The 15918-nt window shown below is 71.1% G+C and carries 12 protein-coding genes; 7 read left to right on the top strand and 5 right to left on the bottom strand.

The features are described 5' to 3' along the window. Positions 1-83: 83 nt before the first annotated feature. The 3 genes from coaBC (at position 84) to IE302_RS09750 (ending at position 4815) form a co-directional block, all read left to right on the top strand. On the top strand, positions 84-1304 hold the full coding sequence (gene coaBC, locus IE302_RS09760; RefSeq protein WP_191253975.1) for a bifunctional phosphopantothenoylcysteine decarboxylase/phosphopantothenate--cysteine ligase CoaBC: 1221 nt from the start codon (positions 84-86) through the stop codon (positions 1302-1304). Between the two features lie 96 nt (positions 1305-1400). Next, positions 1401-2603, top strand: coding sequence for a methionine adenosyltransferase (gene metK / locus IE302_RS09755; protein ID WP_191254741.1), 1203 nt, complete (start codon positions 1401-1403; stop codon positions 2601-2603). Positions 2604-2718: 115 nt separating this feature from the next. Then, positions 2719-4815 carry a primosomal protein N' gene (locus tag IE302_RS09750; protein ID WP_191253974.1) on the top strand — a complete coding sequence of 699 codons (2097 nt, stop codon included), beginning with the start codon at positions 2719-2721 and terminating at the stop codon, positions 4813-4815. Between the two features lie 76 nt (positions 4816-4891). On the opposite strand, the gene IE302_RS09745 is transcribed toward IE302_RS09750, so the two are convergent. Then, positions 4892-6280, bottom strand: coding sequence for a pyroglutamyl-peptidase I (locus IE302_RS09745; RefSeq protein ID WP_229907692.1), 1389 nt, complete (start codon positions 6278-6280; stop codon positions 4892-4894). A gap of 97 nt (positions 6281-6377) precedes the next feature. On the opposite strand from IE302_RS09745, the gene ggt reads away from it, so the two are divergent. The 4 genes from ggt (at position 6378) to IE302_RS09725 (ending at position 11273) form a co-directional block, all read left to right on the top strand. Further along, the gene (ggt, locus tag IE302_RS09740; protein ID WP_191253970.1) at positions 6378-8192 is read left to right on the top strand and encodes a gamma-glutamyltransferase; all 1815 of its coding nucleotides are present in this window, start codon (positions 6378-6380) and stop codon (positions 8190-8192) included. 179 nt (positions 8193-8371) lie between these two features. Beyond that, positions 8372-9298, top strand: coding sequence for a methionyl-tRNA formyltransferase (fmt, locus tag IE302_RS09735; protein WP_191253968.1), 927 nt, complete (start codon positions 8372-8374; stop codon positions 9296-9298). Continuing rightward, entirely contained in the window at positions 9295-10731 is a 1437-nt protein-coding gene (locus IE302_RS09730) for an RsmB/NOP family class I SAM-dependent RNA methyltransferase (protein ID WP_191253966.1), read from the top strand. The genes fmt and IE302_RS09730 overlap by 4 nt, the downstream gene beginning before the upstream one ends. Further along, positions 10728-11273, top strand: a complete 546-nt coding sequence (locus IE302_RS09725; RefSeq protein ID WP_191253964.1) for an HFCD family protein — start codon at positions 10728-10730, stop codon at positions 11271-11273. The genes IE302_RS09730 and IE302_RS09725 overlap by 4 nt, the downstream gene beginning before the upstream one ends. Here the strand turns inward: IE302_RS09725 and IE302_RS09720 are convergent. From IE302_RS09720 to IE302_RS09705, 4 genes are all read right to left on the bottom strand, one after another. Beyond that, positions 11270-12385, bottom strand: coding sequence for a serine hydrolase domain-containing protein (locus IE302_RS09720; protein WP_191253962.1), 1116 nt, complete (start codon positions 12383-12385; stop codon positions 11270-11272). The two genes, IE302_RS09725 and IE302_RS09720, sit on opposite strands and share 4 nt — an antisense overlap. Positions 12386-12494: 109 nt before the next feature. After that, positions 12495-13880, bottom strand: coding sequence for an alkaline phosphatase (gene phoA, locus IE302_RS09715; RefSeq protein ID WP_191253960.1), 1386 nt, complete (start codon positions 13878-13880; stop codon positions 12495-12497). Between the two features lie 107 nt (positions 13881-13987). Next, positions 13988-14647 (bottom strand): response regulator transcription factor, encoded by a 660-nt coding sequence (locus tag IE302_RS09710; RefSeq protein WP_191253959.1) that lies wholly within the window; start codon positions 14645-14647, stop codon positions 13988-13990. Continuing rightward, positions 14644-15879 (bottom strand): sensor histidine kinase, encoded by a 1236-nt coding sequence (locus IE302_RS09705; RefSeq protein WP_191253957.1) that lies wholly within the window; start codon positions 15877-15879, stop codon positions 14644-14646. The genes IE302_RS09710 and IE302_RS09705 overlap by 4 nt, the downstream gene beginning before the upstream one ends. Between the last annotated feature and the right edge of the window lie 39 nt (positions 15880-15918).

The raw sequence follows: 15918 nt of genomic DNA, 5'->3' as shown, positions 1-15918 counted from the left end.
GTTGATCAGCGTGAGCGAGGCGGTTGAAGTGACATGCCCTGGCAGCCCGATCGCGGTCCCGCGCAAAGCCGCCGAGAACACCGTTGAGTAAACCCAAAGTCGTACTGGGCGTAGGTGGCGGGATCGCCGCCTACAAGGCCTGTGAGGTCCTGCGCGGACTGACCGAATCCGGTCACGACGTCCGCGTGGTCCCCACCGAAGCCGCGCTGAACTTCGTCGGCGCGGCGACCTTCGAGGCACTGTCCGGGAACCCGGTGCACACCGGCGTGTTCACCGAAGTGCCCGAAGTCCAGCACGTCCGCGTCGGCAAGGAAGCCGACCTGGTGATCGTCGTGCCCGCCACGGCGAACCTGCTCGCCAAGGCCGCGCACGGCATCGCGGACGACCTGCTGACGAACACCCTGCTCACCGCCCGGTGCCCGGTCGCCTTCTTCCCGGCGATGCACACCGAGATGTGGGAGCACCCCGCCACCCGCGACAACGTGGCGCTGCTGCGTTCGCGCGGGCTGGTCGTCGCCGAACCCGCCGCGGGCAGGCTCACCGGCAAGGACACCGGCAAGGGACGGCTCGCCGATCCCGCCGAGATCGTCGACCTCGCCCGGCTCCTGCTCGCCGTGCCGAACGCCCTCCCGCGCGACCTCGAAGGCGTGCGCGTGGCGATCTCCGCGGGCGGCACCCGCGAGCCGCTGGACCCGGTCCGCTATCTGGGCAACCGATCATCGGGCAAGCAGGGCTACGCGCTGGCCCGGGTCGCCGCCCAGCGCGGCGCGGAGGTCACCCTGGTCGCCGCGCACACCGTGGCGCTCCCGGAGCCCGCGGGCGCGAAGGTCGTCCACGTGTCGACCGCCGAGGAGATGCGCCGGGCGATGCACGCCGAGGCCGCCTCCGCCGACATCCTCGTGATGGCCGCCGCCGTCGCCGACTTCCGCCCGTCCAACCGCGCGGACCACAAGATCAAGAAGTCCGACGACGCTCCGGACCCCGTGGTCGAGCTCGCGCGTAACGCGGACATCCTCGCCGAACTGGTGCGAAACCGGACAGATGGTCAGGTGGTCGTCGGGTTCGCCGCGGAAACCGGGGACGAGAAGGGTGGCGTACTCGACCATGCTCGGGTCAAACTTAAGCGCAAGGGTGCGGACCTTTTGGTGGTGAACGCCGTTGGGGAGGGGAAGGCGTTCGGCACCGAGGACAACTCGGGCTGGTTGCTCGGGGCCGACGGGACCGAGATCCCGATCCCGCTGGGTGCCAAGGCAGAACTGGCGTCCACATTGTGGGACGCTGTTGTGACCTTGATGAAGCGTTGAGAGTCCCTCCAACGATAGTCAGTACGCTTGATTACAAGCTGAGGGGTGCCTAACTTTCTAGGCATCAGACGTCTAGGTGAGGGAGTGACGGCCACCGTGAGCGCGTCCACGAGCAGACTGTTCACATCGGAATCGGTGACTGAGGGTCATCCCGACAAAATTTGCGACGCCATCAGCGATTCGATCCTGGACGGCCTGCTGGCCAAGGACCCGCGTAGCCGGGTGGCGGTGGAAACCCTGATCACGACCGGTCAGGTGCATGTCGCGGGTGAGGTGACCACCGAGGCCTACGCGGACATCCCGACCATCGTCCGCGATGTGATCCTGAAGATCGGCTACGACTCTTCGGCCAAGGGCTTCGACGGCAACTCGTGCGGCGTCAACGTCGCGATCGGCTCGCAGTCGCCCGACATCGCGCAGGGTGTCGACACCGCGTACGAGTCCCGCGTCGAGTCGGACGAGGACGAGATCAACCGCCAGGGTGCCGGCGACCAGGGCCTCATGTTCGGCTACGCCTGCTCGGACACCCCCGAGCTGATGCCGCTGCCGATCGCGCTGGCCCACCGGCTCTCGCAGCGGCTGACCCGGGTCCGCAAGGACGGCGTGCTGCCGTACCTGCGCCCGGACGGCAAGACCCAGGTCACCATCGAGTACGCCGGTGACCAGCCGGTACGGCTCGACACGGTGGTCGTGTCCACCCAGCACGCGGACGGCATCGACCTCGAGCAGATGCTCGGCGTCGACGTCCGCGAGCACGTGGTCGCCCCGGAGATCGCCGAGCTCGGCCTCGACACCTCCAACGTGCGGCTGCTGGTCAACCCGACCGGCCGGTTCGTCATCGGCGGGCCGATGGGTGACGCGGGCCTGACCGGACGCAAGATCATCGTCGACACCTACGGCGGCATGGCCCGTCACGGTGGCGGCGCGTTCTCCGGCAAGGACCCCTCCAAGGTGGACCGTTCGGCCGCGTACGCGATGCGCTGGGTGGCGAAGAACGTCATCGCCGCCGGGCTCGCCACGCGCGCCGAGGTCCAGGTGGCGTACGCGATCGGCAAGGCGGCCCCGGTGGGTCTCTTCGTCGAGACCTTCGGTACCGAGACGGTCGACCCGACGAAGATCCAGGCCGCCATCACGGAGGTCTTCGACCTGCGTCCGGCCGCGATCATCCGCGACCTCGACCTGCTTCGCCCGATCTACGCGCCGACGGCCGCGTACGGCCACTTCGGCCGTCCCGAGCTGGGTCTCCCCTGGGAGAGCACGGCGCGGGCCACGGACCTGAAGTCGGCCGCGGGCGCCTGATTCCTCGGTCCAGTAGTGCTATGAAAGGTCCTTTCCTTGCAAATTTGGCAAGGAAAGGACCTTTCATTGCACGCGGTGACGGGCAGTCGCGGGGGAGTCTGGTAGAGATCACCGGGTGAGCAGCAGTCCCGAACCGACCCCGCTGTGGGACCTTCCGGAGCCTCCGCCGAAAGCCGGACCGGCGCGGAAGGCCAAACCGGCACGCGCGAAGAGCGCCAGCCGTCGCGGCGCGCAGAACCCCGCGCCCGAGAACCCGGTCGCGCGGATCGTCGTGGACATCCCGCTCACGCATCTCGACCGCACCTTCGACTACCGGGTCCCCGAGAAACTCCACGAGACCGCGGTGCCCGGCTGCCGGGTGCGCGTCCGATTCGCGGGACAGCTCGTCGACGGGTATCTCGTCGAACGCGCCGACACCACGGAGTTCACCGGGAAGCTCGCCTACATCGACCGGGTGACCTCCAGCGAGCCCGTCCTGCCGCCCGCGCTGCACGCGCTCTGCCGGTCCGTCGCGGACCGGTACGGCGGCACGCTCAGCGACGTCCTGCGGCTCGCGATCCCGTCCCGGCACGCGAAAGCCGAGGGCGAGCCGCCCGCCGAACCCGCGCCGGCGCCGTCGGCACCCGAGACCACGGCCTGGGAGAAATACCAGAGCGGTCCGGCGTTCTTGGAGGCCGTCGCGGAACGGCGCCCGGCCAACGCCGTCTGGCAGGCGCTGCCGGGGGAGGACTGGCCGCTTCGCCTGGCCGAAGCGGCCGCCGTCGCGGCCGCCGCCGGACGCGGCGTCGTCATGGTCGTCCCCGACCATCGTGACCTGACACGGCTGCACGACGCGTGCGTTTCCTTGCTGGGCGCCGAATCCGTGGTCGCGCTGATCGCCGGGCTCGGCCCCGCCGAGCGGTACCGCCGCTGGCTCGCGGTCCTTCGTGGCGCGGTGCGGGTCGTCGTCGGCACGCGCGCGGCGATGTTCGCGCCGGTCGCCGACCCCGGCCTGTTCGTGGTGTGGGACGACGGCGACGACGTCCACCTCGACCAGCACGCGCCGTATCCCCACGTCCGCGACGTCCTGATGGACCGCGCGCACGCCGCGAAGGGGTCCATGCTCGTCGCCGGTTTCGCGCGCACCGCCGAAGCCCAGTTCCTGGTGGAATCAGGCTGGGCGCAGCCTCTCGTGGCGGCGCGCCCCGAACTGCGGGCGGCCGCGCCGAGGGTCACGCCGGTCGGCGAGGACTTCGACGTCGCGCGGGACGAAGCGGCGAAAGCGGCACGGCTCCCGTCGGTCGCGTTCGAGGCGGCGCGGCAGTCGCTGGCCGGCGGATTCCCCGTCCTGGTGCAGGTTCCGCGTCGCGGGTACGTGCCGGGGCTCGCCTGCGGCAACTGCCGGACGTCGGCGCACTGCCGTCGCTGCGCGGGCCCGCTTTCCTTGCCGGGCGGGCTGATCGACGGCGCGCCGAGGCCGCCCGCCTGCCGGTGGTGCGGCGTCCCCGAGACGAACTTCCATTGCGCCGCTTGCGGTTCCGTGCGGTTGCGGGCGGTCGTCGTCGGCTCGAAGCGCACCGCGGAGGAACTCGGCCGCGCGTTCTCCGGATTCCCGGTGCGCACCTCGGGCGCGACGGAGGTATTGGCTTCGGTGCCCGGAAAACCGGCACTGGTGGTGTGCACGCCGGGCGCCGAGCCGGTCGCGGAAGGCGGCTACGGCGCGGCGCTGCTGCTGGACGGCTGGGCGTTGCTGGGGCGGCAAGACCTGCGAGCGGGGGAGGAGACCCTGCGCCGCTGGATGGCGGCGGCGGCCCTCGTGCGGCCGGGGACCGACGGCGGTCGCGTGTTCGTCGGCGCGGAAGCGGGGCTCTCGGTGGTGCAGGCGCTGGTGCGCTGGGACCCGGGCTGGCACGCGAGCCTGGAACTGGCGGAGCGGCGCGAACTCGGCTTCCCGCCCGCGATGCGGATGGCGAGTATCGAAGGCACCCCGGACGCGGTCGCCGGGCTGCTCGACGACCTCCAGCTGCCCGAGACCGGCGAGGTGCTGGGCCCGGTGCCGCTCGGCGACGTCGACGAGGACGGCAACGCGGAACGGGAGCGGGCCCTGGTGCGGGTCGCGCGGCCGGACGGGAAGGCGCTCGCCGCCGAGATCCACGCCGCGGCGGGCCGCCGGGACGCGCGCAAGGCCTCCGAGCCCATCCGGATCCAGCTGGACCCCTTGGAACTCATCTAGCCCTCTCCGCATTTCGTCCTCTGGATGCGGTGGTTCGAGGCTGAACTACCGCATCCAGAGGACTAATTGCGTGAGATCAGAGGGTGGTGCCGGGGGTGGCGAGGACGTCGGCGCGGGCCGAAGCGTCAGAAGCGCCCGGAGCGGGCGTAGCGGGCTTCGAGGCGGAGCCGCCGAGAGCGGCGGTGAGCAGCGAGACGATCTGCGACGAGATCGCCGCCCGCCGCGCCTCGAAATCGGCGTCGGTCAGCGCCGAAGGGTCGGTGGGCGTGCCGAGGACGGGCGTGTGCAGGTGCCCGCCCGCGATCCCGTCCAGCCCGAGTCCCGTCCGCAGCCGGTTGCTGCGGTACATGGACTCGTTGCTCAGGTAGTTGCCGCCGCCACCGGAAGCGGCGATCTCGCCGGGTTTCGGCGCGTCCGTCCGGCAGACCGCGGTCCCGGTTCCCGGTTTCGTGCTGTCCGGCCAGACGCAGAACGCCTGGTTGTACTGCACCTGGTACGCCCCGGCGGGCGCGGCGAGCATCTTTTCGTACGGCAGCGTGGTTTCGATGAACTGGACGTCCGGCTGCGGCCACCCGGCGGCGGGCGGGACCGGACCGCGCACCGGCTCGTCGAGGTTGTCCGGCGAACCGCCGCGCCAGGCACCGGCCCACCGCTCGATGTCGAACCGGCCCGGGCGGCCCTGGCTGATCGTCATGATCAGTTCCGGGCGGCGGAGGCGGTCCCTGAACGCCTGGCCGTAGGCCGCCTCGACGACGCCGGCGTCGAAGTAGCTCCACACCACCGGGAACGACACGGCCTGCACCTGCGCGGGCCCGGTCGGGGTCTGGATCACCTTGCCGTCCAGGTGCAGCGCGGCCGCGCCGGACGGGTTCGCGATGCGGACGCCCGCGCCGTTGAGGGTGAACGGGTCGAATCCGCTCACCAGCACCCGGCGAAGTTTCGGGCCGGTCGGTAAGCGGGAGTCGTCGAGTCCGCGGGCGCCGGTGTCGAACGTCTTCAGCAGTCCGGCGCGGGCGGGCGCGGACAGCGGGAAGCGCGGCGTCCACTGGCGCAGCGCCTTGCTCATCTGGAGGCGCGCCCAATAGAGCGGCCGGTCGTCGGCCTTGTCGATGCTGCCGAGATCAGGGCGGCGGCCCTGCGCGCGGTCGACCGCGGTCCGCCAGAGTCCGTCACCGGCGGTCTCGGCGAGCTTCTCGGCGCGCAACGCGGTCTTCGTCGCGCAGAGCCGCGTCGTGAAGTCGGAGACGAGCTTGTCGAAGCCGGCGAGCCGGACCAGTTCCGGTCCGACCGCCGGGCCGCCGGAAGGCATGGTCGCGGTGAGCCGCTTCTCCTCGACGGTGATCGCCGCGGAGTCGTCGAAGCAGGCACGCGCGCCTTCGGCTCGCGCGACGCCGGGGACCGCGAGGACGGGGAGAGCGATGAGGAGCGGGAGGAACGCGCCCCACCGCCTGCCGGGAGTCTTCATGGACCGCATTCTTCTCATCCGGGCACGACCGCACCACCGACGATCGCAGGGCCGGACGGGTCTTGTCCGAGGTGGACAGGCGGGGCAGACTCGCGCCATGGCCGCGCACAGAAGCACTCCGGTACGCATCACCGCAGTCACCGCGATCGCCACCCTGGCCGTCACCCTCGCGCCGGGCACCGCCGCAGCGGCACCACCACCGACGTCCAAGTCCCCGGTCGCCGTCGGCTACCTGGGTGCCGTTTCGAGCATCGACACCGACGCGACCGCGATCGGCACGAAGATCCTGCGCGAGGGCGGCAACGCCGTCGACGCGGCCGTCGCGACCGCCGCCGCGCTGGGCGTCACCGACCCGTTCTCCGCTGGGTTCGGCGGTGGCGGCTTCTTCGTCTACTACGACGCGCGCACCGGCAAGGTGCACACCCTCGACGGCCGCGAAACCGCGCCGTCGACGGCGAACGAGAACCTCTTCGTCGAGAACGGCAAGGCGATCCCGTTCGCCGAAGCCGTCACCAGCGGACTGGGCGTCGGCGTGCCCGGCACGCCCGCCACCTGGCAGGAAGCCCTGCGCAAATGGGGGACGAAGTCGCTGGCGAAGGCGATCAAGCCCGCCGAAGACCTCGCCCGCAAGGGGTTCACCGTCGACCAGACCTTCACCACCCAGATCGCCAACAACGCCGCCCGCTTCTCGGCGTTCCCGTCGACCCGGTCGCTGTACCTGCCCGGCGGGGCGCCGCCCGCGGTCGGCACGACGTTCAAGAACCCGGATCTCGCCGGGACGTACGCGCAACTCGCCGCGAAGGGCACCGACGTGCTCTACCGCGGCCCGATCGGCACGGACGTCGTCGACACCGTGCGGAAGCCGCCGGTCGACCCGGCTTCGACGCTGAAGGTCCGCCCGGGTGACCTGACCGCCGCCGACCTCGCGAAGTACCGCGTCGTCGAGCGGAAGCCGACCAAGACCAGGTATCGCGGCCTCGACGTCTACGGGATGCCCGCGCCGTCGTCCGGCGGGCTGACCGTCGGCGAGGCGCTGAACATCCTCGAGAACACGAAGCTGTCCAAACTGGAGAAGGCCGACTACCTGCACTACTTCCTGGAGTCGACGCGGTACGCCTTCGCCGACCGCAACCGGTGGATCGGTGACCCGGCCTTCGTCGACGTCCCGGCGAAGGAACTGATCAGCCAGAAGTTCGCCGACAGCCGCGCGTGCCTGATCGACCCCGCGAAGGCGGGGGTGAGCCCGGTCGCGCCCGCCGATCCGCGCAAGCCGGCGGCGTGCGTGGCGGGGACCAACCCCGCCCCGACGCCGTACGAGGGCGAGAACACCACGCACCTCACCGTCGCCGACAAGTGGGGCAACGTCGTCGCGTACACGCTGACCATCGAGCAGGAGGGCGGGAGCGGCATCGTCGTACCGGGCCGCGGGTTCCTGCTCAACAACGAGCTGACCGACTTCTCCTTCACCCCGGTGACGCCCGGCGTGCCCGATCCGAACCTGCCGGGCCCGGCCAAGCGGCCGCGGTCGTCGATGGCGCCGACCATCGTGCTCGACGACGGCAAGCCGTTCCTGGCTGTCGGCTCGCCCGGTGGCGCGTCGATCATCACCACCGTGCTGCAGGTCCTCACCGGCCGTATCGATCGTGGCCTGAAGCTGGTCGATGCGATCGCCGAACCGCGCGTCTCGCAGCGCAACTCGGCGGCCGCGCAGGTCGAGCAGGCGTTCCTCGACCAGACCGACGTGCTCGCGATCCTCAGGGCCAAGCAGCAGGGCTTCTCGACGGCGCCCGCGGAGATCGGGGCCGCGACCGGCGTCGAGCGGCTGCGGGACGGCCGGTGGCTCGCCGCGGCCGAACCCACGCGGCGGGGCGGCGGCTCGGCGGCCGTCGTGCTGCCCTGGCCACGCGGATAGGCCCTTCGCGGCTGCAATGAAGGGGCCTTTCATAGCAAAATTTGCTATGAAAGGCCCCTTCATTGCAGCCACCAGACCGCACGGGGAGAGCGATCGCGCCGGGGGAGTGGGGCCCTTCTAGACTGAGCAACGATGTTCGCCCAGTCAGAGGTACCCGTCCCCCCGGTGGAGGTGCGTTGATGCGCCTGGTCTTCGCCGGTACCCCAGAACCCGCCGTCCCGTCGCTGCGCGCGCTCCTCGCGTCCGAAGAGCACGAGGTCGTGGCCGTGGTCACCCGTCCGGACGCGCAGGCGGGCCGCGGCCGCCGGGTCGTCCGGTCCCCGATCGGCGCGCTGGCCGACGAGCACGGGATCGAGGTGCTGACCCCGCCGAAGGCGAGCGACCCCGCGTTCCTCGCCCGGCTCGCGGAGCTGGCGCCGGACGCGTGCCCGGTGGTCGCGTACGGGGCGCTGCTGCCCCAGGCCGCGCTGGACATCCCGGTGCACGGCTGGGTCAACCTGCACTTCTCGCTGCTGCCCGCGTGGCGCGGCGCCGCGCCGGTCCAGGCCGCGATCCGCGCCGGGGACGAGATCACCGGCGCGTCGACGTTCCGCATCGTCAAGGAACTCGACGCGGGCCCGGTCTATGGCGTGATCACCGAGCAGATCGCCGCCGGGGACACCGCCGGGGAGCTGCTCGGCAGGCTGGCGGAGTCCGGGGCGAAGCTGCTCGTGTCCACGATGGACGGGATCGCCGACGGCACGCTGCGCGCGGTCGAGCAGACCGGTGACGGCGTGAGCTACGCGCCCAAGGTGACCGTCGAGGACGCGCGCGTCTCGTTCGCCGACCCGGCCGCCGCGGTCGACCGGCAGATCCGCGCGGTCAGCCCGGAACCGGGCGCGTGGGCGGAGTTCCGGGGCGAGCGGCTGAAGCTCGGCGCGGTGACGGTCGTCGACGAGCCAGGGCCGCCGCCGGGCGAACTCGTCGTGGAACGCAAGCGGGTCCTGGTCGGCACGGCGTCGAAGCCGGTGCGGCTGGGTGAGGTGCAGGCGCAGGGGAAGAAGCGGATGGCGGCCACCGACTGGGCGCGCGGTACGAGGATCGAACAAGGAGAGCGCCTGCAGTGAACGAGCGTAGGGAACGCCGGCCGTCGAGGCCGGAGCGAGGCCGTCCCGGCCCGCGCAAGGAAGGGCCCAGCCGCCCGCCGCAGATCGATCCGGCTCGTCAGGTCGCCTTCGATGTTCTGCGCGCGGTACGGGAAGACGACGCGTACGCGAACCTGGTGCTGCCGCAGCTGCTGCGCAACCGCCGGATCTCCGGTCGCGACGCGGCGCTGGCCACCGAACTGACCTACGGGACCTGCCGCGCGGTCGGCATGCTGGACGCGGTCATCGCGGCCTGCCTGGACCGCCCGCTGGAGAAGGTCGACGCCATCGTGCTGGACGGGCTGCGGCTCGGCGCGTACCAGCTGCTGCGTACCCGCATCCCCCAGCACGCGGCCGTCGGGTCCACTGTGGACCTCGTTCGCGCCGAAGTCGGTTCCTGGATCGCGGGTTTCGTGAACGCCGTGCTGCGCTCGGTGTCCGAAAAGGACGAAGAGACCTGGCTGAACGAGCTGGCCCCGGACGAGGCCGCCGACCCGATCGGCGCCTACGCGCTGCGGACCGCGCACCCCCGCTGGGTCGCGCGTTCGTTCGCGGAAGCGCTGGGGGACAAGGGAACCGATCTGAAGGCGGCGCTCGAAGCCGACGACGACCGCCCCGACGTGCACTTGGTCGCCCGGCCCGGCGAGATCAGCGCCGACGAACTGGCCGCCATCACCGGCGGCGACGTCGCCCCGTACTCGCCCTACGGCGTCCGGCTGCCCGCGGGCTCCGGCGACCCCGGCGACATCGAGCCGATCAAGGAGAAGCTGGCCGCGGTCCAGGACGAGGGCAGCCAGCTGTGCGCGGTCGCCGTCACGAAGGTCCCGCTCACCGGCTCCGACGAGCGCTGGCTCGACCTGTGCGCCGGTCCGGGCGGCAAGGCCGCGCTGCTGGGCGCGCTGGCGTCGATCAGCGGCGCGACCGTCGACGCCGTCGAGAAGGCGCCGCACCGCGCGAAGCTGATCGATAACGCCGTCCAGGGCCTTCCGGTGACCGTCCACGTCGCCGACGGCCGCGAGACCGGCCTCGAACCCGGCTACGACCGCGTCCTGGTCGACGCGCCGTGCAGTGGTCTCGGCTCGCTGCGCCGCCGCCCGGAGGCGCGCTGGCGCCGTCAGCCCAGTGACATCTCGGACCTGACGAAACTGCAGGGCCAGCTGATCACCGCGGCGCTGGACCTGGTCCGCCCCGGCGGCATCGTCACCTACGTCGTCTGCTCGCCGCATCTGGCCGAGACCGAAGGCGTCGTGGGGGAGACCGCGCGCCGCGCGAAAGCCGAGATCGTCGACGCGCGGGAGTTCTTCCCCGGCGTCCCGCAGCTCGGCAACGGCCCGTACGTCCAGCTGTGGCCGCACCGGCACGGCACGGACGCGATGTTCTGCGCCGTCCTGCGGAAGCCGGACTCCGCCGGGTGAGCCGGGTCCTCGGCCTGGTCGCGAGCTCGTGCGGCGGACTGGACACCCGGTTCGCCGCGCAGCTCGCGAAACCGGCCGCGGACCGCGGCTGGGAACTCGCGATCACGCTGACCCCGACCGCGGCCCGCTGGCTGGAGAAGACCGGCGGGATCGGTGACCTCGAAGCGTGCACCGGGCTGCCGGTCCGCAGCACCTCCCGGCTGCCGGGCGAACCCCGGCCGCATCCGGATCCCTCGGTGTTCCTGTTCGCGCCCGCGTCCGCGAACTCCGTGGCGAAACTGGCCCTGGGCATCGCCGACAACCAGGCGCTGACCCTGCTCGGCGACGTCCTCGGCACGCCGGGAATCACCATCGTGCTGGGCTACCAGATCCAGGACACGCGGGTGCACCACCCGGCGTGGCGGCGGCACCTGGACACGCGGGTGCACCACCCGGCGTGGCGGCGGCACCTGGACACCCTGGAATCGGCGGGTGTCACCACCACGAGGCTCACCCCCGACACGTCCTGGACCTCCGTGCTGGACCTGCTTCCGGCGGTTTAGCGCGCGCAGAACGCCGTGTCGACGGCGGCGGCGAGATGGGCCGACGCCCCCTCCGGCAGCGGGTCCATGTTGGCCATGACGTTCACCCGCTTCCCATGGGGGACGGCGCCCGAGATGTTCGAGAACCCGACGAGGTTCCCGCCGTGGCCCCAGAAAGTCCCGCCACAGGACAGCGGGACCGACCCGATCCCGAGCCCGTACCCGGCACCGGGAATGCCCAGGTTCGCCGGGACGGTCCGCTGCATCTCCGCCAGCTGGGGCCGCGGCAGGAGACGGCCGTCGACGAGCGCCCCGTAGAAGCGGTTCAGGTCCTCGCCGGTCGAGACGAGCCCGCCGGAAGCACCGGCCGCGGACGGGTCCAGTTCGGTGAAGTCGACGAGACCCGGCGCGTAACCCCTGGCGTGCGGCAGCGGCAGGCTCTCGTCGCCTCGCAGCGGCAGGTAGGTGTCGCGCAGGCCGAGCGGCTTGGCGATCCTGCTCCGGATCTCGGTGGAAACGGAGCGGCCGGTGAGCTTCTCGATGAGCATCCCGGCGATGACGTAGTTCGTGTTGGAGTAGGACCACTTCGCGCCCGGCTCGAACTCCGGCGGATGCGCGAGGCCGATCGCCACCAGCTCTTCGGGTTCGGCGCCGCGATGCCGCCACGCGTCGATGTCGAGATCGCGGACGTAGTTGTAGAGGCCGCTGGTGTGCTGGAGCAGCTGCCGGACGGTGATCCTGGTGCCGTCGTTGCCGTTGCCGCGCACGAGGCCGGGCAGATACCGGTCGATCGGCGTGTCCAGCCGGACCTTCCCCTCGGCGACCAGCTGCAGCACCACGACGGCGACGAAGGTCTTGGTGACACTGGCCGCCCGGAACTTCGGGCCGTGCGGGAACGGCGCCTGAGTCTCGACGTTCCCGACGCCCTCGCGTTCCGACCACGTCCGCCCGGACGCGCTCGTCACCGTCGCCTGCGCGCCGGGAACACCGTCCTGAACCAGCGTCTTCAGCGCTCTGTCGACGTCGTGATGAGACCCGGTCACCGCGAGCGCCGGTGTGGCGGTGGTGGCCGCGAGCAGCGCGACCAGCGAACCGACAGCGATGATCTTCTTGCCGGGTAAGGACTTTCGCATGAAATACCCCCTGGTTTCGGTACCTCCCAAGCTAGGGAGGCCGAAGCCAGGGGGCCATGGGGTAGACCCCCACCCCTCACTGGGGTCTACCCCACCTTTCCGAAACCGGTCAGCGCAGCCGCAGAGCGCGCTTCAGGGTGTCGAAGAGGTCGGTCTGGTTGGTCAGGCCGACGACGTTCGCCGCCTGCGGCCCGTAACCCGCGACGCGGATCTGCGTGCCGGTGTGGTCCTGCGACGAGCCGGGCAGGCCGGTGCCGTAGTTGATGGTCATGCTCGCGCCCTCGTTGGTGATCAGGGTCGCGGTCTGGCCGGGGCTGACGGTGCCGTTGCCGATGATCTGGCTGGTGTGGCCGTGGTCGCCGGTGACGATCACCAGGGTGTCGGGGTTGCTGCGCGCGTACGCGAGCCCGGCCGCGACGGCCTGGTCGAAGTCGATCGTCTCACCGATCTGGCCGCACGGGTCGGCGGCGTGGTCCTGCTTGTCGATGCTCGCGCCCTCGACCTGGAGGAAGAAACCCTTGTCCTTGCGGCGATCGTCGAGCAGCGAGATCGCCTTGCGGGTCTGGTCGGCCAGCTTCGGCTGGGTCTTGGGCAGCGCGGGGTTCGGCGTGCAGCGGGTCGGCGGGGTGCCGCCCTGCTTCGCGGCCGGGCCGGTCCAGTTGACCGGCAGGTTGCCGGCGGCGAACAGGCCGAGCAGCGGCTTGCCGGGCTTGGCCGCGTCGAGGTCGGCCGCGGTGTTCACCACCTGGTAGCCGGCGGACTTCGCCTGGTCCAGCACGGTCTTGCCGGCGAACTTCCCGGCCTTGACCTTCTGGTCGAAGTACTTCGCACCGCCGCCGAGCAGGACGTCCGGCTTGGTCTGGACCAGCTGCTCGGCGATGGAACCGGCGCCGCCGTTCTCCTTGGCGTTGACCGCGCACTTCTTGCTGGTCTCGTCGGGACCCTTGCAGTCGCGGTTGACGACATGCGAGCCGAGCACCGCGGGGGTGGCGTCCTGGACCTCGGCCGTGGTGACGTCGCCGGTGCGCAGGCCCGAACGCTTGGCGATTTCGAGGATCGACGGGACGGCGTTGCCGTACGGGTCGACGGAGATCGCGCCGTTGTAGGTCTTCACGCCGGTGGCCCAGCCGGTGCCGGAGGCGGCCGAGTCGGTCACGTAGTCGGGCTTCGACGGGTTGTTCTTCTCGACCGCGTACGTCGTGTAGTCGCCGGTGAGCGGGAGGCCGTCCATCGCGAGCCGCCCGGCCGCGCCGCGTTCGTAGTTGCGCGCCGACGTGATCTCGGACTGGCCCATGCCGTCGCCGATGAACAGGATGACGTTGCGGGCGCTGCCGCCCTTGATCGCGGCGCGCACGTCCTGGGTGCGGTCACCCTGCGCGGACGCGAGGCGGGCGTCGTCGCCGGCGGCGAGCGCGGCGGGCGCCAGCGCGATGAGCGTGACGCCGAGCGCCCCGCCCGCGAGCCATTTGCGCCGTCCGGTGAACAGCGAAGCCATCGAAAATCTCCTTGGGATACCTGGGGGTCAGGGCAGTCCCATTAGTCACCGCGCATGTGTGCGGCCGGGGGTTTTCGGGTTAACACGGGAAGAACAGCGGAGGTCCGCTAGCGCAGGCTGTGACCCGGTGCGACGATGCCTGTCTCGTAAGCGAACACCACCGCCTGACTGCGGTTGGCCGCGCCCAGTTTGCCGAAGATGTTGCCCACGTGGGTTTTGACGGTTTCGAGACTGATGACCAGATCGGCCGCTATGTCCACATTGGACTTCCCGGTGGCGATGAGCCGGAGTACCTCCGTTTCCCGTTTCGTCAGCGAAGAAGGCCGGGGCGCCAGGCCGGACGGGGCCGGGCGCGCGGTGACCATCCGCCGGATGGCGTCGGGGAACAGCAGCGTCTCCCCGGCGGCGATGGTCCGGATGGCGTGCGCGAACTCTTCCTTGCGCGCCCGCTTCAACAGGAAACCGCTCGCCCCGGCCAGCAGTGCGTCGTAGACGTAGTCGTCGTTGTCGAACGTCGTGATCACGAGCACCTTCGGCGGCTCGGGGATCTCCGCCAGCACCCGCCGGGTCGCCTCGATCCCGTCCACCCCGGGCATCCGGACGTCCATCAGGACCACGTCGGGGTTCACCCGCCGCACCAGATCGACCACCTCGCCGCCGTCGCCCGCCTCACCGACCACGGTCAGATCGGGCTGGTTGTCCAGCAGCGAGCGCAATCCGGCGCGCAGCAACGGTTCGTCGTCGACGATCAGGACTCGCAGGGTCATGATCGCGACCGTAGCGGGATCGTGGTCACCAGCCGCCACAGCGGTTCCCCGTCGACGGCGGGACCCGCGATGAGCTCGCCGCGCAGCGCCTCGACGCGTTCGGTCAGCCCCGGCAGCCCGTTGCCGCCGCGGCCGGACGCGACCGCATGGTCCACGAGCGGGTTCACGATCTCGATCCGCAGCGCGTCGGCGAGTACCGCGACCCGCACGGTCACCGGGCCGGGATGGGCGTGCCGCAACGCGTTCGTCAGTCCTTCTTGGACGATCCGGTACGCCTCCCGCGAAAGCGTCGCGGGCAGTTCGGCGGCGGGCCCGGTCAGTTCGTAGTCGATCACCGCGCCGCCCGCGCGGGCCCGTTCGGCCAGCGTCCCGGCTTCGAGGAGCCGTCGTTCGGGCTCACGGGAGGACCGGTCGTCCCGCAGCAGGCCGAGTACGTGGTCGAGGTCTTCGAGTGCAGCCCTGGACGATTCCTCGATCGTGCCCAGCGCGCGGCGCACCAGTTGGGGTTCCGAATCGACCATTTCGGCGGCCGCGGCGGCCTGGATGGTCGACGTCGTCAGCGTGTGGCCGATGGAGTCGTGCAGTTCGCGGGCCAGCCGGTTGCGCTGTGCGAAGTGGTTCGCCCGGACCTCGGCCGCGGCGACGCGTTCGGCGGCCGACGGGCCCAGTAGCGAGATCGCGCTGTGCTGGAAGAGCTTCGTGAAACCGGCGAGGACGTAGGCGATGACGACGAGCGTGACCAGCGCGATCGGCACCGTCCACAGCCCGGCGGTGCCGGCTTCGATCGTCAGCCGCTCCCCGAAGAACTCGATGGGGCTGCCACCGCCTCCCATCCAGATCACGACGAACACGAAGCCGACCATCAGGAAGCAGCCGAGGCCGAACAGGATCCAGCCGAGTCCGGTGTGGACGAGCAGCCAGGCCGCCGAGCGCCAGCGTTCCGCCCAGGCGACCTTCGTGTGCGGCGGGGGTTGCGCGATCCGGGTGCCCAGCATCTGATTGGAGAACCAGATGCTCACTCGCCGCATCGGCCCCGGCAGCCCGGCCAGCCCGACCAGCAAGGCCATCGCGAGCATTCCGTAGACGATCTTCGCTTTCGCGTCGCCGGGGATGAGGACGGCGGGGATGAGCGCGATCGGAAACGGCACCGCCGTCGCCGCCATGCCGAGGAGACCGAACGGCACGCTGCGGTAGCTGCCGATCCGGACCAGTGTCGCGAGTGGGTTGACCATGACGGGAACGTTATTCGCCGCCGCGTGCGCGCACCTCCC

It is taken from the genome of Amycolatopsis oliviviridis, assembly GCF_014654365.1.
In the GTDB taxonomy this organism is placed as follows: domain Bacteria; phylum Actinomycetota; class Actinomycetes; order Mycobacteriales; family Pseudonocardiaceae; genus Amycolatopsis; species Amycolatopsis oliviviridis.
The sequence above is the reverse complement of the archived record's forward strand: the minus strand, read 5'-3'. Positions and strand labels throughout refer to the sequence as shown.

Excerpts from the sequence above, each read along its gene's own strand:
- IE302_RS09720 (WP_191253962.1), bottom strand. The coding sequence starts at position 12,385 with ATGCGAAAGTCCTTACCCGGCAAGAAGATCATCGCTGTCGGTTCGCTG.
- IE302_RS09745 (WP_229907692.1), bottom strand. The coding sequence starts at position 6,280 with ATGAAGACTCCCGGCAGGCGGTGGGGCGCGTTCCTCCCGCTCCTCATC.
- IE302_RS09710 (WP_191253959.1), bottom strand. The coding sequence starts at position 14,647 with ATGACCCTGCGAGTCCTGATCGTCGACGACGAACCGTTGCTGCGCGCC.
- fmt (WP_191253968.1), top strand. The coding sequence starts at position 8,372 with ATGCGCCTGGTCTTCGCCGGTACCCCAGAACCCGCCGTCCCGTCGCTG.
- phoA (WP_191253960.1), bottom strand. The coding sequence starts at position 13,880 with ATGGCTTCGCTGTTCACCGGACGGCGCAAATGGCTCGCGGGCGGGGCG.
- IE302_RS09705 (WP_191253957.1), bottom strand. The coding sequence starts at position 15,879 with ATGGTCAACCCACTCGCGACACTGGTCCGGATCGGCAGCTACCGCAGC.
- ggt (WP_191253970.1), top strand. The coding sequence starts at position 6,378 with ATGGCCGCGCACAGAAGCACTCCGGTACGCATCACCGCAGTCACCGCG.